Raw genomic sequence first — 15,736 nt, 5'->3', positions numbered from 1 at the left:
TTTGACTTGCTCATTTAAAAAATAAAAATTAACGTTGACGTTTACTATTTCGTTCAGTTTTCAAAGAACTCTTGTCTCAAGGCGACTTTCTTATCTTACCACCTCGATAATAACTTGTCAACAACTTTTTTCATTAAGTTATTTTTGAGTTATTTTTTTGTTGTTGTCTTAGCGACGTATATAAATATAACATCTGTTAACTTGTTGGTCAACAACTTTTTCAAAAAAAATAAAAGTTTTCTCGAAAAGATTCCAGAAAACTTTTATTTTGGATATTCCTCCAAATTATAATATGAAATTATTAATAACAAGTAAGGCAGCTATTCCTGGAATACCTAAAATAGCTGAAACAATGGCTGTGGGGAAGTTAATAGGGATATGAATACCGAACTGTACCCCAAAGATGTTAATAAAGAAAAGCAGCAGAACGCCAATAATCAGCTTAATCGATAAATTTCCAATGACTCGAAGCATTTTTTCAACACCACCTGTTACTAAGAGTAGAATGATTAGTCCTGTTAAAAAAGACACAACTACAATGGGATGATTTAGCATGTTGCCTCCTTCTTAAAGCAGATAAGTTACCTTATATGTATGTCCAAGCATTCAAAAAAAGCACTATTCACGGAGAGAAATCCTTATTTTATAAAGACAACAAAACAGGATGCCTCTATGACATCCTGTTAATTGAAATATTTCGATGCTTGGCTTCTTTTAATAGAAAAAGATACTTCATTTTGGCTAATCGAATATCTACCATTACCTCTTCTGAAGGATCTACACTTCTTTCTACCATTGAAGTTTTGTGACTCCATTCCTGCTTTACTTGCATAAAAGTCTTCACAAATTCATCATCATACTCTTTGCGTAACCAACCTTTTCTTTTAAAAAACATATGCGAGTACCTCGTTATACTTCTCTTCTACCTTCTAGGGCTTTAGATAATGTTACTTCATCTGCATACTCAAGGTCTCCTCCAACGGGTAACCCATGAGCAATTCTAGTAATTTTAATTCCTGTCGGCTTTAAGAGCCTAGAGATATACATAGCCGTAGCTTCGCCCTCTATATTCGGGTTAGTGGCTAAAATCACTTCTTGAATCTCATCATCTTGAAGTCTTTTTAATAACTCTGGTACTTTGATATCTTCAGGCCCTATTCCTTCCATAGGTGAAATTGCGCCATGCAGGACATGATACAAGCCGTTATATTCTTTCATTTTCTCCATTGCAATGACATCCTTAGGGTCTTGCACGACACATACCACATTTCGCTCTCTGCGCTGATCTTGACAAATGTAACAAGGATCTTGATCTGTGATATGTCCGCAAACTGAACAATAGGTTAAATTTCGCTTCGCATTGACTAATGCTTTTGCAAAATCTAATACTGTATCTTCTTTCATAGATAAAACAAAGAACGCTAAGCGAACAGCTGTTTTTGGACCAATGCCGGGTAACTTCATAAAACTATCTATAAGCTTGGATATTGGTTCTGGATAATGCACGTGGCAACCACCTTATTAAAGTCCTGGAATATTTAAACCTTTTGTAAATTGACCCATTGTGTTATTTGTTAAATCGTCCATTTGTTTTAATGCGTCATTTGTTGCTGCTAGTACTAAATCTTGTAGCATTTCAATATCTTCAGGATCTACTACATCCTCTTTAATATTTACATCAATTACTTGTTTCTGACCGTTAACTACAACTGTTACCATTCCGCCGCCAGCTGTACCTTCAACAGTTTTTTCAGCTAACTCTTCCTGCGCTTTTTGCATATCTTTTTGCATTTTTTGCATTTGTTTCATCATTTTTTGCATATTGCCCATGCCTTTCATCATATGAACATTCCTCCTAAATTTACTCTTGAATTTCGATTAAGTCTTCTCCAAATAGCTTTTTCGCTTCCGCAACCACAGGGTCTTCCTCCTGTGGTTGACCTGATGACCCATCGCTTTGCTGTCCTTGAAGAAACTCTTCTCTTACTTTATCCCATTCACTTTCTGGAATTGCAACCATTTCACGCTTGCTGCCAATTAAAGTATATAAGATATTCTCTAAATTATCACGTACATTGTTGTTATTTTCAGAAGCCATTTTGCAATGAATTTCATATTTGAATTTAAGTATAAATGATTGATCTGAAGACGCAACCGGTTCACTGTTAGATAACAACGCTGCATGTGAAGCTTTATTTTGTTGTTTCAATGTGTCTAACACCTGCGCCCAGGATCGCTTAATCGTTTCTAAATTCTGCCGAGTGGCATTTTTTAAAACTTCATTTACCTTCCCAACAGGCGTTTTATACTGACTTCTTGACTGTCTTGTCTGTTTTTTCTCTGTTTGCGCTGCCTGAGCTGTATGATCAACTTGAATGCCTTTTTCTTTTAACTGCTGCAGTTCTGCTTCCATTTGATTCATTTTTTGTAAAATGTCTTGATATGGAAGAGCACTCTCTTGATTTGTAGAACTTTGAGCTAATTTTACTAAAGCTACTTCAAGTAGCACTCGAGGATGATTGCTCCATTTCATCTCTTGCTGAGTTTGGTTCAATTCAGCAATGACTTTATAAATAAAAGCACTATCCATTTTTGAACTCAGTTCTTTAAACTCTTCGTTAACCGCTGCTTTTTCAAGTAAATATGCATTTTCTTCAGAAGCTTGATAAAGCAGAACATCACGATAATAGAAGATGAGGTCCTCTACAAACCTCGCTGGATCTTTTCCGTTTTTGATCAAACTTTCAACAGAGTCTAGCGCTTCTACAATGTTTTCGTTAAAGATAGCTTGGACGATCTTCACAATAAAAGCCTGTGATACTGCTCCTGTTATGGATAGAACATCCTCTAAGCTCACCTTCTCCGTACTATACGAGATAGCTTGGTCTAAAAGACTAAGTGCATCACGCATGCCGCCTTCTGAAGCTTTCGCAATTTCGTAAAGAGCATCCTCGCTTACTTCTAGCTCTTCAGAACCTAATACTTCCTTCATTCGATATACGATATCTTCTGGCGAAATGCGTTTGAAATCAAAGCGCTGACATCTAGAGATAATCGTTAATGGAATTTTATGCGGCTCTGTTGTAGCTAAAATAAAGATAACATGTGCAGGAGGTTCTTCTAACGTTTTTAACAAAGCGTTAAAAGCTCCAATTGAAAGCATATGAACTTCATCAATAATGTACACTTTGTATCGAACAGCACTAGGTGCATATTTTACTTTATCACGGATATCTCGAATTTCATCGACTCCATTATTAGAAGCTGCATCAATTTCAATTACATCAGAAATGGAACCATCAGTAATTCCCCGACAAGTTGCACATTCATTACAGGGTTCAGCAATGGGTGCTTTTTCACAGTTAACGGCTTTCGCTAAAATTTTAGCAGCTGTTGTCTTTCCTGTCCCTCGAGGCCCAGAAAATAAATACGCATGCGAAAATTTCTCTTGGACAAGGGCATTTTGAAGTGTTTTGATAATATGTTGTTGACCGACTACGTCGTTAAAGCTTTGAGGACGGTATACACGGTACAGAGCCTGATATGCCACTACATCCTCTCCTTTTAATATAATTCATTAGTTATCATTATAGCGTATTATGAGGTTTTTTTTCAAAATAGTGAGAGATAAAATAAAAAGCCTACTCCAACAGAGTAGACTAAACTTATGTATATAACTGCCGTGCACCTTCCGTCGATTAGCCACCCCAGGCGTTACTTAAGCAGTTAGCTCGGTTCAGGCGACCCCATGGCACATGAGAGGTTCTGCTTACTGCTGCTTCCTTCCGGACCTGACAGGGTTCACAGATTCCCATTGCATAGGACCCAAACGTCAACACCACTTACTTAAGGCAGGCCCTAAGATGAGCTAACCTCAAGAAGGAATTCGGCCTCGCTAGAGCGGATTGCGAGTACAGGGCACCGCTACCTCCCCGCTTAGCACGGCAAAGTTGAAACCAATAGTTTGGGCATCAAGTTGATGCATTTACAAGTATACGTCTTTTCATTCAAAAATGCAACTGCTATAGAAAACTTACTTGTTCAGCGCTATTTTCCAGCCTTTTTTCGTTGACGCAACTCACGAAAAAAGGTAGTTAAGAGGCTCCCGCATTCTTCTTCTAGCATACCTCCTACTACTTCTGCTTGATGATTAAACTTTTCAAACTCTAATAAGTTTAACAATGTTCCTGCGCAGCCACCTTTAGGATCATAAGCTCCAAACACAACTCTTTTTACTCTTGATAATACAATAGCACCTGCACACATCGGACATGGTTCTAAGGTGACATATAACGTAGCGTCTTCCAATCTCCATGTTCCTAGTTTCTTACATGCTTCATCAATTGCTAAAAGTTCCGCATGAGCAACTGATCGCTGTTCTGTTTCTCGTAAGTTATAAGCTGAAGCAACCACCTCACCATCTTGAACAATAACTGCTCCAATGGGAACCTCTAATTTATCTTTGGCTTTTAATGCTTCATCAATTGCCAACCTCATATACTTTTCATCATTTAACACTTTTTATCCAACCTTACATATTATATTTTTTCTGAGTCAAACTATTTACTATGTACATCAGGAAAAGGAGAGACCTTGTGTGAAGAATGCTAAAAGTAATGCTAAAAGTGCTTTAATTATTATTGATATGCTAAACGATTTTCAATTTAAAAACGGCAAAATACTTGCTGAAAAATCTTTAACCATTGCTCAAAACATTGCCCAGTTAAAACAGTACGCATCGTCTCAACATATCCCTATTATCTATGTGAATGACCACTATAAGCTGTGGCAAGCAAACTTAGAAACCATTTTAACACACTGTACAAATGAGGTAAGCTCACCCATTCTACATCATATTTCACCACAAAACGCTGATTACTTCTTAATTAAACCAAAGCATTCTATCTTCTATGGGACAGCTTTAAATATTTTGCTATCACAGCTCGATGTGCATACACTTATTTTAACAGGAATTGCGGGAAATATATGCGTGCTTTTTTCAGCCAACGATGCTTATATGCGTGAGTATAACTTAATTGTGCCTGAAGATTGTATTGCTTCAAACGCAGATGAAGACAATACCTTTGCTTTGAGAATGATGCATAATGTATTAAATGCTCGTATTTGCAAACATACCGAGTTGATGAATTAAGTAAAAAGCCTTCTCATATGATGGAAGTAAGTCATATGAAATGGAGGCTTTTTATTATGCAAATTTACACTGTTAAAGCAGGTGACAGTATATATAGTATTGCAAAACAGTTCCGCATTGACGCAGGGAAAATTATAAGAGCAAATGAATTACCTAATCCAAGTCAACTCGTCATCGGGCAATCTATGGTTATTCCAATCAACGGTACTTACTACACAGTAAAAGCTGGGGACACTATATGGAAGATAGGAAGAAAATTAGGCGTTAGCTATCAGGCTATTGCCAATGCGAACAATGTTTCAGTTACAGCACCCTTAACACCTGGCCGCCGCATCTTAATTCCCCCTTCTCCAAACAAAAGAAACGGTGAGTTTTTAGGGTATGTTGAAACAAGCAATCGAAAAATCACTCCTCAAACAGAGAAAATGATTAATCAAAATGCAAAATACCTTACTTATCTCGGGCCAGCGAACTTCGAAGTGCAAAAAGACGGTTCTCTAAAGGCACCTCCACTTAACAATTTAGGTTCTATTGCTAAAGAAAATGACGTCATTTTCTTAATGGTATTGGCTAATATTGAAAACGGTGCATTCAGTGACGAAGTCGGCCGAGCAATTTTAAATAATAAAGACGCTCAAGATACGCTCTTAAATAATATTGTAAAAACAGCGAAAGAACAAAATTTCAGAGACATTCATTTTGACTTCGAATTTTTGCGTCCAGCAGATAAAGAAGCCTATATTGCATTTTTACAGAAAGCAAAAAAGCGGCTTCAAGATGAGCAACTTCTTATGTCTGTGGCTTTAGCTCCGAAAACAAGTCGAGATCAAAAAGGCAAATGGTATGAAGCACATGATTATAAAGCCATTGGAGAGATTGCTAACTTCGTTGTTCCGATGACATATGAATGGGGATATAGCGGTGGGCCTCCCATGGCCGTCTCTCCTATTGGTCCCGTACGTGATGTTTTAGAATATGCAGTATCTGAAATACCTAGTTCAAAAATTATCATGGGTCAAAACCTATACGGTTACGATTGGACACTTCCTTACAAACCAGGAGGAGAGTATGCCAAAGCCATTAGTCCTCAACGAGCTATTGAGTTGGCAGCTCGCTATAAAGTAGCGATTCAATACGACGATAAAGCACAAGCTCCTTTCTTCCGGTATAAAGATGAACAGCAGCGCACCCACGAAGTATGGTTTGAAGACGCTAGGTCTATTCAGGCCAAGTTTAATTTAATCAAAGAATTAAAACTTAGAGGAATGGCCTACTGGAAACTAGGCCTGGACTTCCCGCAAAACTGGCTCTTGATTGAAGACAACTTCAAAATTACAAAAAGAGTGACACAGCCATAAATAGGGAAAGCTTACTGTGAACAGTAGGCTTTTTGTTATTCTTCTTACTGAAAGAAATTTCTTTTCCCCTTATTCTCCTTCTCTATGTTAAAATATTTTTTGTCTGTTTTTTTTGAACGAGTGGTCATGAAGGAGGCAAATGAATGCAAGGCACACCTTTTATTTCAGTAGAAGGACCCATCGGTGTCGGAAAAACCTCTCTAGCTAAAGAGATTGCACAAGCATTTCAATTCGAAATTTTAAAAGAAATCGTAGATGAAAATCCATTTCTCGGGAAATTTTATGAAAATATCAACGAGTGGAGTTTTCAAACTGAAATGTTTTTTCTATGTAATCGATATAAGCAATTGGAGGATATTCAAAAAGGGTTCTTATCTTATAAAAAACCTGTTGTAGCAGATTATCATATTATGAAAAACATGATTTTTGCTGAGCAAACGTTAAAAGATGAACAGTATAAAAAATATGTACAAATCTTCCACATCTTAACGGCTGATATGCCAGCTCCGAACATTATTATTTATTTAAATGCCAGTTTAGATACCTTGTTAAAGCGTATTAAAATGCGCGGAAGAGAAATTGAACGAAACATCGATCCTCACTACCTTGCGAGGCTAAGTGATGATTATGAAAAGGCTATGACGGCGTTTGAACAAAATAACCCTGATGTAACCATTTTACGTTATGACGGTGATGAAATAGATTTTGTACAAAATAAACAACACTTAAATAGAATCTTATCAGAGGTTCAAGAGAGTATGTTAAAAAGGAGTATGTAATGGTAAACTTACGATCGAAATACAACATTCCTAATGATGCTGTGTTGACGATAGCGGGCACAGTTGGAGTTGGGAAATCTACAATGACTCAATCATTGGCTGATGCTCTCCAATTTCGCACATCGTTTGAAAAAGTAGATTCCAACCCTTACCTGGACAAATTTTATGGAGATTTTGAACGTTGGAGCTTCCACCTACAGGTATACTTTCTAGCGGAACGCTTTAAAGAACAAAAGAAAATTTTCGAGTATGGCGGCGGCTTCATCCAAGACAGATCCATTTACGAAGATACCGGTATCTTTGCTAAGATGCATTTTGAAAAAGGAACGATGTCTAAAGTAGACTATGAAACATATACAAGCTTGTTCGATGCAATGGTTATGACTCCATATTTTCCTCATCCGGATCTGCTCATTTATTTGGAAGGCAGCTTCGAAGATATTGTAGATCGGATTCAAGAAAGAGGGCGACCAATGGAACAGCAAACGCCTCTTGATTATTGGAAAGAGATGCACGCCCGATACGAAGACTGGATTAATAACTTTACGGCTTGCCCTATTCTTCGTTTAGATATTAGAGAATACGACCTTATCAAGAATCCTGATTCAATTGAATCAATTGTTGAAAAAGTGGCTCGCTTTTTACAACATAATGAAAAGCTAAAACGCCGTCATCTATAAAAAAATGCCGCTTTAATAGATAAAGCGGCATTTTTAACAAATAAAAAACCGTTACTTATAAGTAACGGTTTTCCAATCTCCAATTTATCGCGCTATGTTAATTGCATTATAAGTCAAATATGGCGGAGGAAGAGGGATTCGAACCCCCGCGGGCTTTAACACCCCTGTCGGTTTTCAAGACCGATCCCTTCAGCCGGACTTGGGTATTCCTCCGTATCGACAAGTATTAATTTATCATATATAAATAATGAAGTCAACTCTTTTATTGATTTTTTTTAAAAAGATGTTCATTAAGAATTAATTCTTAATGAACATCTTTTACTTTTATTTAGAGATAAATTCTTTATTTCCCATATATGGACGCAGCACTTCTGGAATTTGAATTGATCCATCTTCCTGCTGGTAGTTTTCTAAAATTGCAGCTACCGTACGACCAATTGCTAAGCCAGAACCGTTTAGTGTATGAACATGCTCTGGTTTTGCTTTTGTATCACGTCGGAAGCGAATATTAGCACGGCGAGCTTGGAAGCTTTCAAAGTTTGAACAAGAAGAAATTTCACGATACGTTTCATAACTTGGAATCCAAACTTCAATATCATACTTTTTGGCTGCTGTGAAACCTAGGTCAGCTGTACACATGCTTAGAACCCGGTAAGGTAAACCTAATAGTTGAAGAACCTTTTCAGCATGGCCCGTTAATTTTTCTAATTCATCATAAGAATCTTCTGGCTTAACAAAGCGAACCAGTTCTACTTTATTAAACTGATGCTGACGAATAAGACCACGTGTATCTCTTCCTGCAGAGCCTGCTTCTGATCGGAAGCAAGCACTATACGCTGTATAAGCAATTGGAAGCTGATCTCCACTTAAAATTTCATCACGATGCAAATTTGTAACTGGTACTTCAGCTGTAGGAATTAAGAAATAATCTTCTTCTTTAATCTTGAATGCATCTTCTTCAAATTTAGGAAGCTGCCCTGTTCCCATCATGCTTGTACGATTTACCATATATGGAGGAAGGATTTCTTCATAACCATGCTCATCCATATGTAAATCCATCATAAAGTTAATAAGAGCGCGTTCTAATCTTGCACCTAACCCTTTATAAAATACAAAGCGGCTTCCCGTTACTTTCGAAGCTCTTTCAAAATCTAAAATATTTAAATCTGTTCCTAAATCCCAATGCGGTTTTGGTTCAAAATCAAATTGTTTAATTTCTCCCCATTTGCGAACTTCTACGTTATCATCTTCAGTTTCACCTACAGGCGTACTTTCATGTGGAACGTTAGGAATTGAAAGTAGCAATAGTTCTAATTCTTCTTCAACGCTGCGAAGCTCTTCATCCAATTGCTTTACGCGGTCTCCTACTTCACGCATTTCAACGATTAAATGATCAGCATCTTGTTTTTCACGCTTCAATTGTGCAATTTGCTGTGATACTTCATTTCGCTTGCTTTTTAACTCTTCTGTTTGAGCAATTAGCTCACGGCGTTTTGCATCTAACTCTTCAAAGCGACCTAAGTCCGTTAAGTCCTCACCACGAAACTTGAGCTTTTCTTTTACTTCATTAAAATTAGCACGTAAAAATTTTAAATCTAACATACTTAGTACCTCCTTTAGTATAAAAGGGCAAAATAAAAACTCTCATCCCCATGAAAGGGACGAGAGTTTACCCGCGTTGCCACCCTAATTGAAAGCTAAAATAAGCCTTCCTCTTAAACCAGATAACGGATGAACCGAAACTGCCTACTACTTTTTCGACAGCTTGCTCCAGGACGGATTCATAAGAATTGATTATCGATTCACACCAGCCATCGACTCTCTTGAAATCAAAAATCTTATTACTATTTCCTATCAACGCTTTATACCAATATCATTTTTATTAATCATAATGTACTACAAGTCTGTACAAGATGCAATTCATTTATACAGGTTTTTTTGAAGCTTCTTCAACCATTGCTACAAAATACTGCGCCATGCGAGCATCATCTGTTAATTCTGGATGAAACGAACATCCCAAGAATTGACCTTGTCTTGCCGCAACGATTCGGTCGTTATGCATGGCTAAGACTTCAACGTTTTCTCCTACTTCTACAATATGCGGAGCACGGATAAATACGCCTATAAAATCTTCACCGATATCTTTAATATTTAGGGCAGCTTCAAAGCTATCCCGTTGACGCCCAAACGAGTTTCGAGCTACCGTAATATCCATAACACCTAAATGGGGCTCTTCACGGTCAACGACTTGTCCTGCGAGTAAAATTAAACCCGCACACGTACCAAATACCGGTTTACCTGCTTGTGCAAACTGGCGAAGAGGTCCCATAAAGTCATATTTGTCAATCAGACGACGCATCGCTGTGCTTTCGCCGCCCGGTAGGATTAAACCATCTATTTCGTTTAGCTGTTCAACTTTTTTTATGATAATGGCTTCAGCGCCTGCTGCTTCTAATGCTTGTGCATGCTCGCGAAAGGCACCTTGTAATCCTAACACGCCTACTTTTACCATTTTGTCAAAACTCCCTTTAAATTACCATCCACGCTCTTGCATGCGGTTTTCTGGTAATAATGATGAAATTTCAATCCCTTTCATTGCACTTCCTAACCCTTTTGATAAGTTTGCAATCAGTTCATAGTCTTGATAATGTGTTGTTGCTTCCACGATTGCTCGCGCAAATTTTTCAGGGTTGTCTGATTTGAAGATTCCTGATCCAACGAACACACCGTCTGCTCCAAGCTGCATCATTAACGCTGCGTCTGCTGGTGTTGCTACGCCGCCTGCTGCAAAGTTTACAACCGGTAAACGACCTTCACGTTTAATTTGCAGTAATAACTCATAAGGTGCACCTAATAGTTTAGCTTCTGTCATTAACTCATCTTCGTCCATGCCCACAACTTTACGTACTTGAGCATTTACTTGACGCATATGACGCACTGCTTCCACAATGTTTCCTGTCCCTGGTTCTCCCTTTGTACGAAGCATTGCAGCTCCTTCAGCAATACGACGAGATGCTTCGCCAAGATCACGGCAACCGCACACAAATGGAACCGTAAATGTATTTTTATTTAAATGAAACTCCTCATCAGCTGGAGTCAACACTTCACTTTCATCGATGTAGTCTACACCCATCGCTTCTAGCACGCGTGCTTCAACAATATGGCCAATACGAGCTTTTGCCATAACTGGAATGGACACAGCATTCATCACTTCTTCAACAATTGTTGGGTCTGCCATACGAGACACGCCGCCTGCTGCACGGATATCAGCTGGAACACGCTCTAATGCCATAACAGCAACAGCGCCTGCTGCTTCTGCAATTTTTGCTTGCTCTGCATTGATAACGTCCATGATAACGCCACCTTTTTGCATTTCCGCCATTCCTCGTTTTACACGATCAGTACCTGTAATGTTATTCATGTTTGTCTTCCTCCTGTATCAAGTGTTTCACAATAATTTTTAGTGTATATACAAAATTCAAAACTTAGTGTCTATTTTACCGCATTTTTCGGAAAATTCCTATCTAATTTATAGATTATATACAAACAAATCTAAAAATAAAAAGAAGAGATACTCTCTTGTAGTATCTCTTCTTTCTCTTGAGTTATCATTAAAACCAGTTATTCACTGTATTTGCAGCATTCATCCAAATATCGCTGAAGAAGTTGCCAATACTGCGGATAGCGAGAGAGAACCATCCAGCTTTTTCAACAGATTCGTTTGTCACAACCGGCGTCATGCTATCTGTAGTTTGACCTCCTACATAGCCTAAATCTTTAAGATTGCTGTTTGTTGCACTGACATAAGCAACTGTTTCTCCTTTTTTAATAGGAGCAACAACTTTTTGATCGTTCATAACTTTATCGTTTAACTTAAAGTTGATTTTAGTATGATCCTTTTGACCTTTTTCGGTAATAATCTTTACCGAATTCTTTGGAGAAACGGAAGCTTCTTTTGATTTTCCTTTAGCAACATTAATTGTTTCATGCCCTTTAATCTCGCCGTTAGCAGGCACTACTTCTTTTAACTGAAAATGACTAAAAGCATAATCCAATATCTTTTTTGTTTGGGAAAAACGAGCAGCTTCCGTAGACTTGCCGTTTTCCTTAGCATTCATTACAACTGTTATGTATCTTACCCCGTTACGCTCTGCAGTCCCAGTGAAACATTGACCTGCAAAATCTGTATGGCCAGTTTTTAAACCGTCTACGCCGCTGTAGGCAGCTGAAAAACCTGGGAGCATCTTGTTCCAATTGTTCATTTTTGTTTCGCCTTGTTGCCCTTGTCTAAACATCTTAGAAGGAGTTTTAGCTACTTCCAAAGATTCTGGATAATCATGAATTAAGTGATAAGCAAGGGTAGCAACTGCCCGAGCCGATAGAAGGTTCTCATCTTCTTCCTTCGTTCCTTTTGGATACATTCCTTTTAACAGAGAATTAGAAAGACCTGTGGAATTGACAAATTTTGATTCACCCATATTTAATCTTTTTGCCGTTTCGTTCATTAACTTAATAAAGTTTTCTTCAGAACCACTGACAGCTTCAGCTAAAGCGATTGCAGCTCCATTAGCTGAGTAAATAGCCATGGCATCATATAATTCTTTCACCGTGTATTTTTGGTTTTCAATTAACGGTACATTCGATAATCCATAATCTTGAGAAATTTTAGCTGCATATTTACTAACTGGCACACGTTGATCCCAAGATAATTTCTTATCTTTTATGGATTCTAATACTAGGTATTCTGTCATCATTTTTGTCATGCTTGCAATACCTAATAAAGCATCCGTATTTTTCCCGTATAATACTTTCCCCGTACTTGCCTCTACTAAGATCGCTGCATCTGCTTCAACGCCAATATCATCTGTTTTAGGAGCAGCTGATGCTTGTGTAGAGACAAAAAATACGCTGGCCATTAACATAACAGCAATGACACAAATTAATTGTTTCTGTACTGCGTTTCTCACTCTATACCCTCCAAACGTAAACTCACATAAATGTAATTTTATCATACTAAAATTTAAAAAAATAGATAAAGAAGTACTGTTACATTCATGATCCATGACATAAAAAACACGTTTCCCTAATAGGGAAACGTGTTTTTTAAACATTCATGATTATCTCATAGAATAGTTAGGAGATTCTTTTGTGATTTGTACATCATGTGGGTGGCTTTCTCTTAAACCTGCTCCAGTCATACGAATGAATTGTGCCTGTTCACGTAACGCTTCTAAGTTAGCTGAACCACAGTAACCCATTCCTGCGCGTAAACCGCCGATCATTTGATATAAAGTATCTGCTACAGGTCCTTTGTAAGGCAAACGTCCTTCGATACCTTCTGGAACTAATTTTTTATTATCTTCTTGGAAGTATCGATCTTTACTTCCTTTTTCCATAGCTCCTACAGAACCCATTCCACGGTACACTTTAAAGCGTCTACCTTGGTAGATTTCTGTTTCTCCAGGACTTTCTGTCGTTCCTGCTAGAAGGCTTCCTAGCATTACTGTATGTCCACCAGCTGCAAGTGCTTTTACAATATCTCCAGAGTATTTAATACCGCCATCTGCGATAATAGCTACACCGTGCTTACGAGCTTCAGTTGCACAATCATATACTGCTGTAATTTGTGGAACGCCTACACCAGCTACAACACGAGTTGTACAAATTGAACCAGGTCCAATTCCTACTTTTACTACGTTTGCTCCTGCTTCAATTAATGCTTTTGTACCTTCAGCAGTTGCTACGTTGCCAGCAATAATATTTAACTCTGGATATGCCTCGCGAATGCTGCTTACCGTATCTAAAACGCCTTGTGAATGTCCATGCGCTGTATCAATAACGATAACATCAACGCCAGCTTGTACTAATTTTTCGATACGAACGTTTGAATCAGCTGTTACGCCAACAGCTGCTCCAACTAATAATCGACCTTGTTGATCTTTAGCTGCATTTGGAAACTCAATTACTTTTTCAATGTCTTTAATTGTGATAAGGCCTTTTAATACGCCATTGTCATCTACAAGAGGTAACTTTTCAATTTTGTATTGCTGTAGAATTTTCTCTGCTTCTTCTAAAGTCGTTCCTACTGGAGCAGTAACCAATTCTTCTTTTGTCATTACATCAGCAATTTGCATTGAATAATCTTGGATAAAACGCAAGTCCCGGTTTGTAAGGATTCCAACTAGTTTTTGTTCTTCTTCGTTGTTGACAATCGGCACACCTGAGATACGATATTTGCCCATTAAATGTTCAGCAGCAAATACTTGGTTTTCAGGAGTTAAAAAGAAAGGATCCGTGATAACACCACTTTCAGAACGTTTTACTTTATCAACTTGTTCTGCTTGCTGTTCAATCGACATGTTTTTGTGAATGATACCTAAACCACCTTGTCTAGCCATCGCAATAGCCATTTCAGCTTCTGTAACTGTATCCATTCCTGCACTGATAAACGGCACCTTTAATTTTAATGTTTTTGTTAGTTCAACACTCATATCAACGTCTTTAGGTAATACCTCAGATTTTGCTGGCACCAGTAAAACGTCATCAAATGTTAAGCCTTCTTTAGAAAATTTGCTTTCCCACATTATAGAATCCTCCTTTAAACGACAGAATATTATTAGTAGATTAACAAGCAGATATGTACCTGTCAATAACTTCACTAGATATCAGATAATTCTAATAAAAAGAAAAGGTGATTTAGTTGCATAAATTTAATGATGTTTGGACGTCCTACAATTTATTTTTCTCCGTTCCTTTTGTACAAGACTTTTTAAAAAAGCGCTATCAAAAATTGAATCATAGCGATGCAGAGCAACATAGCTTTAAAAACAGTTACCCCTTTATTTATTATTTGGAACACAGTAAAAATTATTATCAAGTTGCGGCACAATCTCCTGTATCAGTTCAACCAGTTTTATTATTTTATGGAATGTCACAGCTGTTAAAAGCCTGTTTGTTAACACAAAATCCCGTATATCCAGAGAATACGGCGGTGTTAGCACATGGAGTATCAACACGAAAAAGAAAAAAACAAAGTTATGATTTTTTAGATGATGAAGTTAAGATCCAAAAAAGCGGTTTGTTTTCACAAGTAGGAGAAGAATTGTTTCATGTGAAACAACTAGAAGGTAGTAAATATACAATGAATTACCTGTTGTCGTGCGTACCAGAATTAGATACATTATTTTTAAATTTGGGTACTAGGTCATTTTCCCATTTAACAACTATTGGATTGCTTCCAGCTACTTCTTTGTCTATTCCTGAACAAGTTACACGGTGTTATCATATGAATCACGAAAGGCTCTACTCTTTTTTAAAAGAGCGTTCCCGTCTATCATTGTCTCTGTCAGAAGATCAGGTACGTATTCTTGACCCTTCAAGCCGTTTGTATAATTGTTCACCTTTTATGTACAATTTCCAAGATAACACGCTGCATGCGCCCTTGGAAAAAGATAGCTGCTTATATTTCCCTGAGATGTTGGCACATTACTTATTACTTTATAATTTAAGTATGATTTCACGTTATGAAACGGAGTGGTGGTATGAATTATTGCATACATACTCTTCGAAAGATTACCCATTTATCTTGAGATTCCTGGAGGTTACGGCTCAAAAGATTCCTTACTTAATTTCTTGTTACTTAAATGAACATACAAAAAAAGACTAGCTAAAATAGCTAGTCTTTTTTCAAGTGCCTGGCAACGTCCTACTCTCACAGGGACAAAGTCCCAACTACCATTGGCGCTAAAGAGCTTAACTTCCGTGTTC

The 15,736-nt window shown here is 37.6% G+C and carries 16 protein-coding genes, 1 tRNA gene, 1 other RNA gene and 1 other annotated feature; of the genes, 5 read left to right on the top strand and 13 right to left on the bottom strand.

The window, feature by feature from the left end; translation table 11 throughout:
- Positions 1-285: 285 nt before the first annotated feature.
- From ACFX4E_RS27935 to tadA, 7 genes are all read right to left on the bottom strand, one after another.
- The gene (locus ACFX4E_RS27935) at positions 286-555 is read right to left on the bottom strand and encodes a pro-sigmaK processing inhibitor BofA family protein (protein ID WP_028410391.1); all 270 of its coding nucleotides are present in this window, start codon (positions 553-555) and stop codon (positions 286-288) included.
- Between the two features lie 115 nt (positions 556-670).
- Positions 671-895, bottom strand: a complete 225-nt coding sequence (locus tag ACFX4E_RS27930) for a YaaL family protein (protein WP_013054840.1) — start codon at positions 893-895, stop codon at positions 671-673.
- A gap of 14 nt (positions 896-909) precedes the next feature.
- Positions 910-1,506, bottom strand: coding sequence for a recombination mediator RecR (gene recR / locus ACFX4E_RS27925; protein WP_013054839.1), 597 nt, complete (start codon positions 1,504-1,506; stop codon positions 910-912).
- Positions 1,507-1,521: 15 nt separating this feature from the next.
- Entirely contained in the window at positions 1,522-1,842 is a 321-nt protein-coding gene (locus ACFX4E_RS27920; RefSeq protein WP_013081327.1) for a YbaB/EbfC family nucleoid-associated protein, read from the bottom strand.
- A gap of 19 nt (positions 1,843-1,861) precedes the next feature.
- Positions 1,862-3,550 carry a DNA polymerase III subunit gamma/tau gene (gene dnaX, locus ACFX4E_RS27915; RefSeq protein ID WP_028410390.1) on the bottom strand — a complete coding sequence of 563 codons (1,689 nt, stop codon included), beginning with the start codon at positions 3,548-3,550 and terminating at the stop codon, positions 1,862-1,864.
- A gap of 130 nt (positions 3,551-3,680) precedes the next feature.
- Positions 3,681-3,945: signal recognition particle sRNA large type (ffs, locus tag ACFX4E_RS27910), an RNA gene on the bottom strand.
- 102 nt (positions 3,946-4,047) lie between these two features.
- Positions 4,048-4,518 (bottom strand): tRNA adenosine(34) deaminase TadA, encoded by a 471-nt coding sequence (gene tadA, locus ACFX4E_RS27905; protein ID WP_028410389.1) that lies wholly within the window; start codon positions 4,516-4,518, stop codon positions 4,048-4,050.
- A 79-nt stretch (positions 4,519-4,597) separates the two neighbouring features.
- Between tadA and ACFX4E_RS27900 the strand changes: the two genes are divergently transcribed.
- The 4 genes from ACFX4E_RS27900 to ACFX4E_RS27885 all read left to right on the top strand — a co-directional run bounded on the left by ACFX4E_RS27900 (position 4,598) and on the right by ACFX4E_RS27885 (position 7,969).
- Positions 4,598-5,152, top strand: a complete 555-nt coding sequence (locus ACFX4E_RS27900; protein ID WP_098526331.1) for a cysteine hydrolase family protein — start codon at positions 4,598-4,600, stop codon at positions 5,150-5,152.
- Between the two features lie 56 nt (positions 5,153-5,208).
- Positions 5,209-6,510, top strand: coding sequence for a glycoside hydrolase family 18 protein (locus ACFX4E_RS27895; RefSeq protein ID WP_098334887.1), 1,302 nt, complete (start codon positions 5,209-5,211; stop codon positions 6,508-6,510).
- Between the two features lie 143 nt (positions 6,511-6,653).
- Positions 6,654-7,289 (top strand): deoxynucleoside kinase, encoded by a 636-nt coding sequence (locus ACFX4E_RS27890; protein WP_028410386.1) that lies wholly within the window; start codon positions 6,654-6,656, stop codon positions 7,287-7,289.
- Positions 7,289-7,969 (top strand): deoxynucleoside kinase, encoded by a 681-nt coding sequence (locus ACFX4E_RS27885; protein ID WP_028410385.1) that lies wholly within the window; start codon positions 7,289-7,291, stop codon positions 7,967-7,969. The genes ACFX4E_RS27890 and ACFX4E_RS27885 overlap by 1 nt, the downstream gene beginning before the upstream one ends.
- Before the next feature lie 120 nt (positions 7,970-8,089).
- Here the strand turns inward: ACFX4E_RS27885 and ACFX4E_RS27880 are convergent.
- The 6 genes from ACFX4E_RS27880 to guaB form a co-directional block, all read right to left on the bottom strand.
- Positions 8,090-8,182 (bottom strand) — tRNA-Ser (locus ACFX4E_RS27880).
- A 111-nt stretch (positions 8,183-8,293) separates the two neighbouring features.
- A complete protein-coding gene (gene serS / locus ACFX4E_RS27875) occupies positions 8,294-9,571 on the bottom strand; it encodes a serine--tRNA ligase (RefSeq protein ID WP_028410384.1) in 1,278 nt (425 codons plus the stop codon).
- 52 nt (positions 9,572-9,623) lie between these two features.
- Positions 9,624-9,836, bottom strand: a binding site (T-box leader).
- A gap of 57 nt (positions 9,837-9,893) precedes the next feature.
- Positions 9,894-10,481, bottom strand: a complete 588-nt coding sequence (gene pdxT / locus ACFX4E_RS27870) for a pyridoxal 5'-phosphate synthase glutaminase subunit PdxT (protein ID WP_028410383.1) — start codon at positions 10,479-10,481, stop codon at positions 9,894-9,896.
- A gap of 21 nt (positions 10,482-10,502) precedes the next feature.
- On the bottom strand, positions 10,503-11,390 hold the full coding sequence (gene pdxS, locus ACFX4E_RS27865) for a pyridoxal 5'-phosphate synthase lyase subunit PdxS (RefSeq protein WP_013054829.1): 888 nt from the start codon (positions 11,388-11,390) through the stop codon (positions 10,503-10,505).
- 190 nt (positions 11,391-11,580) lie between these two features.
- A complete protein-coding gene (locus ACFX4E_RS27860) occupies positions 11,581-12,936 on the bottom strand; it encodes a serine hydrolase (protein ID WP_028410382.1) in 1,356 nt (451 codons plus the stop codon).
- A gap of 150 nt (positions 12,937-13,086) precedes the next feature.
- Positions 13,087-14,553, bottom strand: a complete 1,467-nt coding sequence (gene guaB, locus ACFX4E_RS27855) for an IMP dehydrogenase (protein ID WP_013081319.1) — start codon at positions 14,551-14,553, stop codon at positions 13,087-13,089.
- 116 nt (positions 14,554-14,669) lie between these two features.
- On the opposite strand from guaB, the gene ACFX4E_RS27850 reads away from it, so the two are divergent.
- Complete coding sequence (locus ACFX4E_RS27850; protein ID WP_098334885.1) at positions 14,670-15,635, top strand: YaaC family protein; 966 nt, start codon at positions 14,670-14,672, stop codon at positions 15,633-15,635.
- Positions 15,636-15,736 lie beyond the last annotated feature (101 nt).

It is taken from the genome of Priestia sp. YIM B13491 (genome assembly GCF_042787605.1).
GTDB classification, from domain to species: domain Bacteria; phylum Bacillota; class Bacilli; order Bacillales; family Bacillaceae_H; genus Priestia; species Priestia megaterium_E.
The sequence above is the reverse complement of the archived record's forward strand: the minus strand, read 5'-3'. Positions and strand labels throughout refer to the sequence as shown.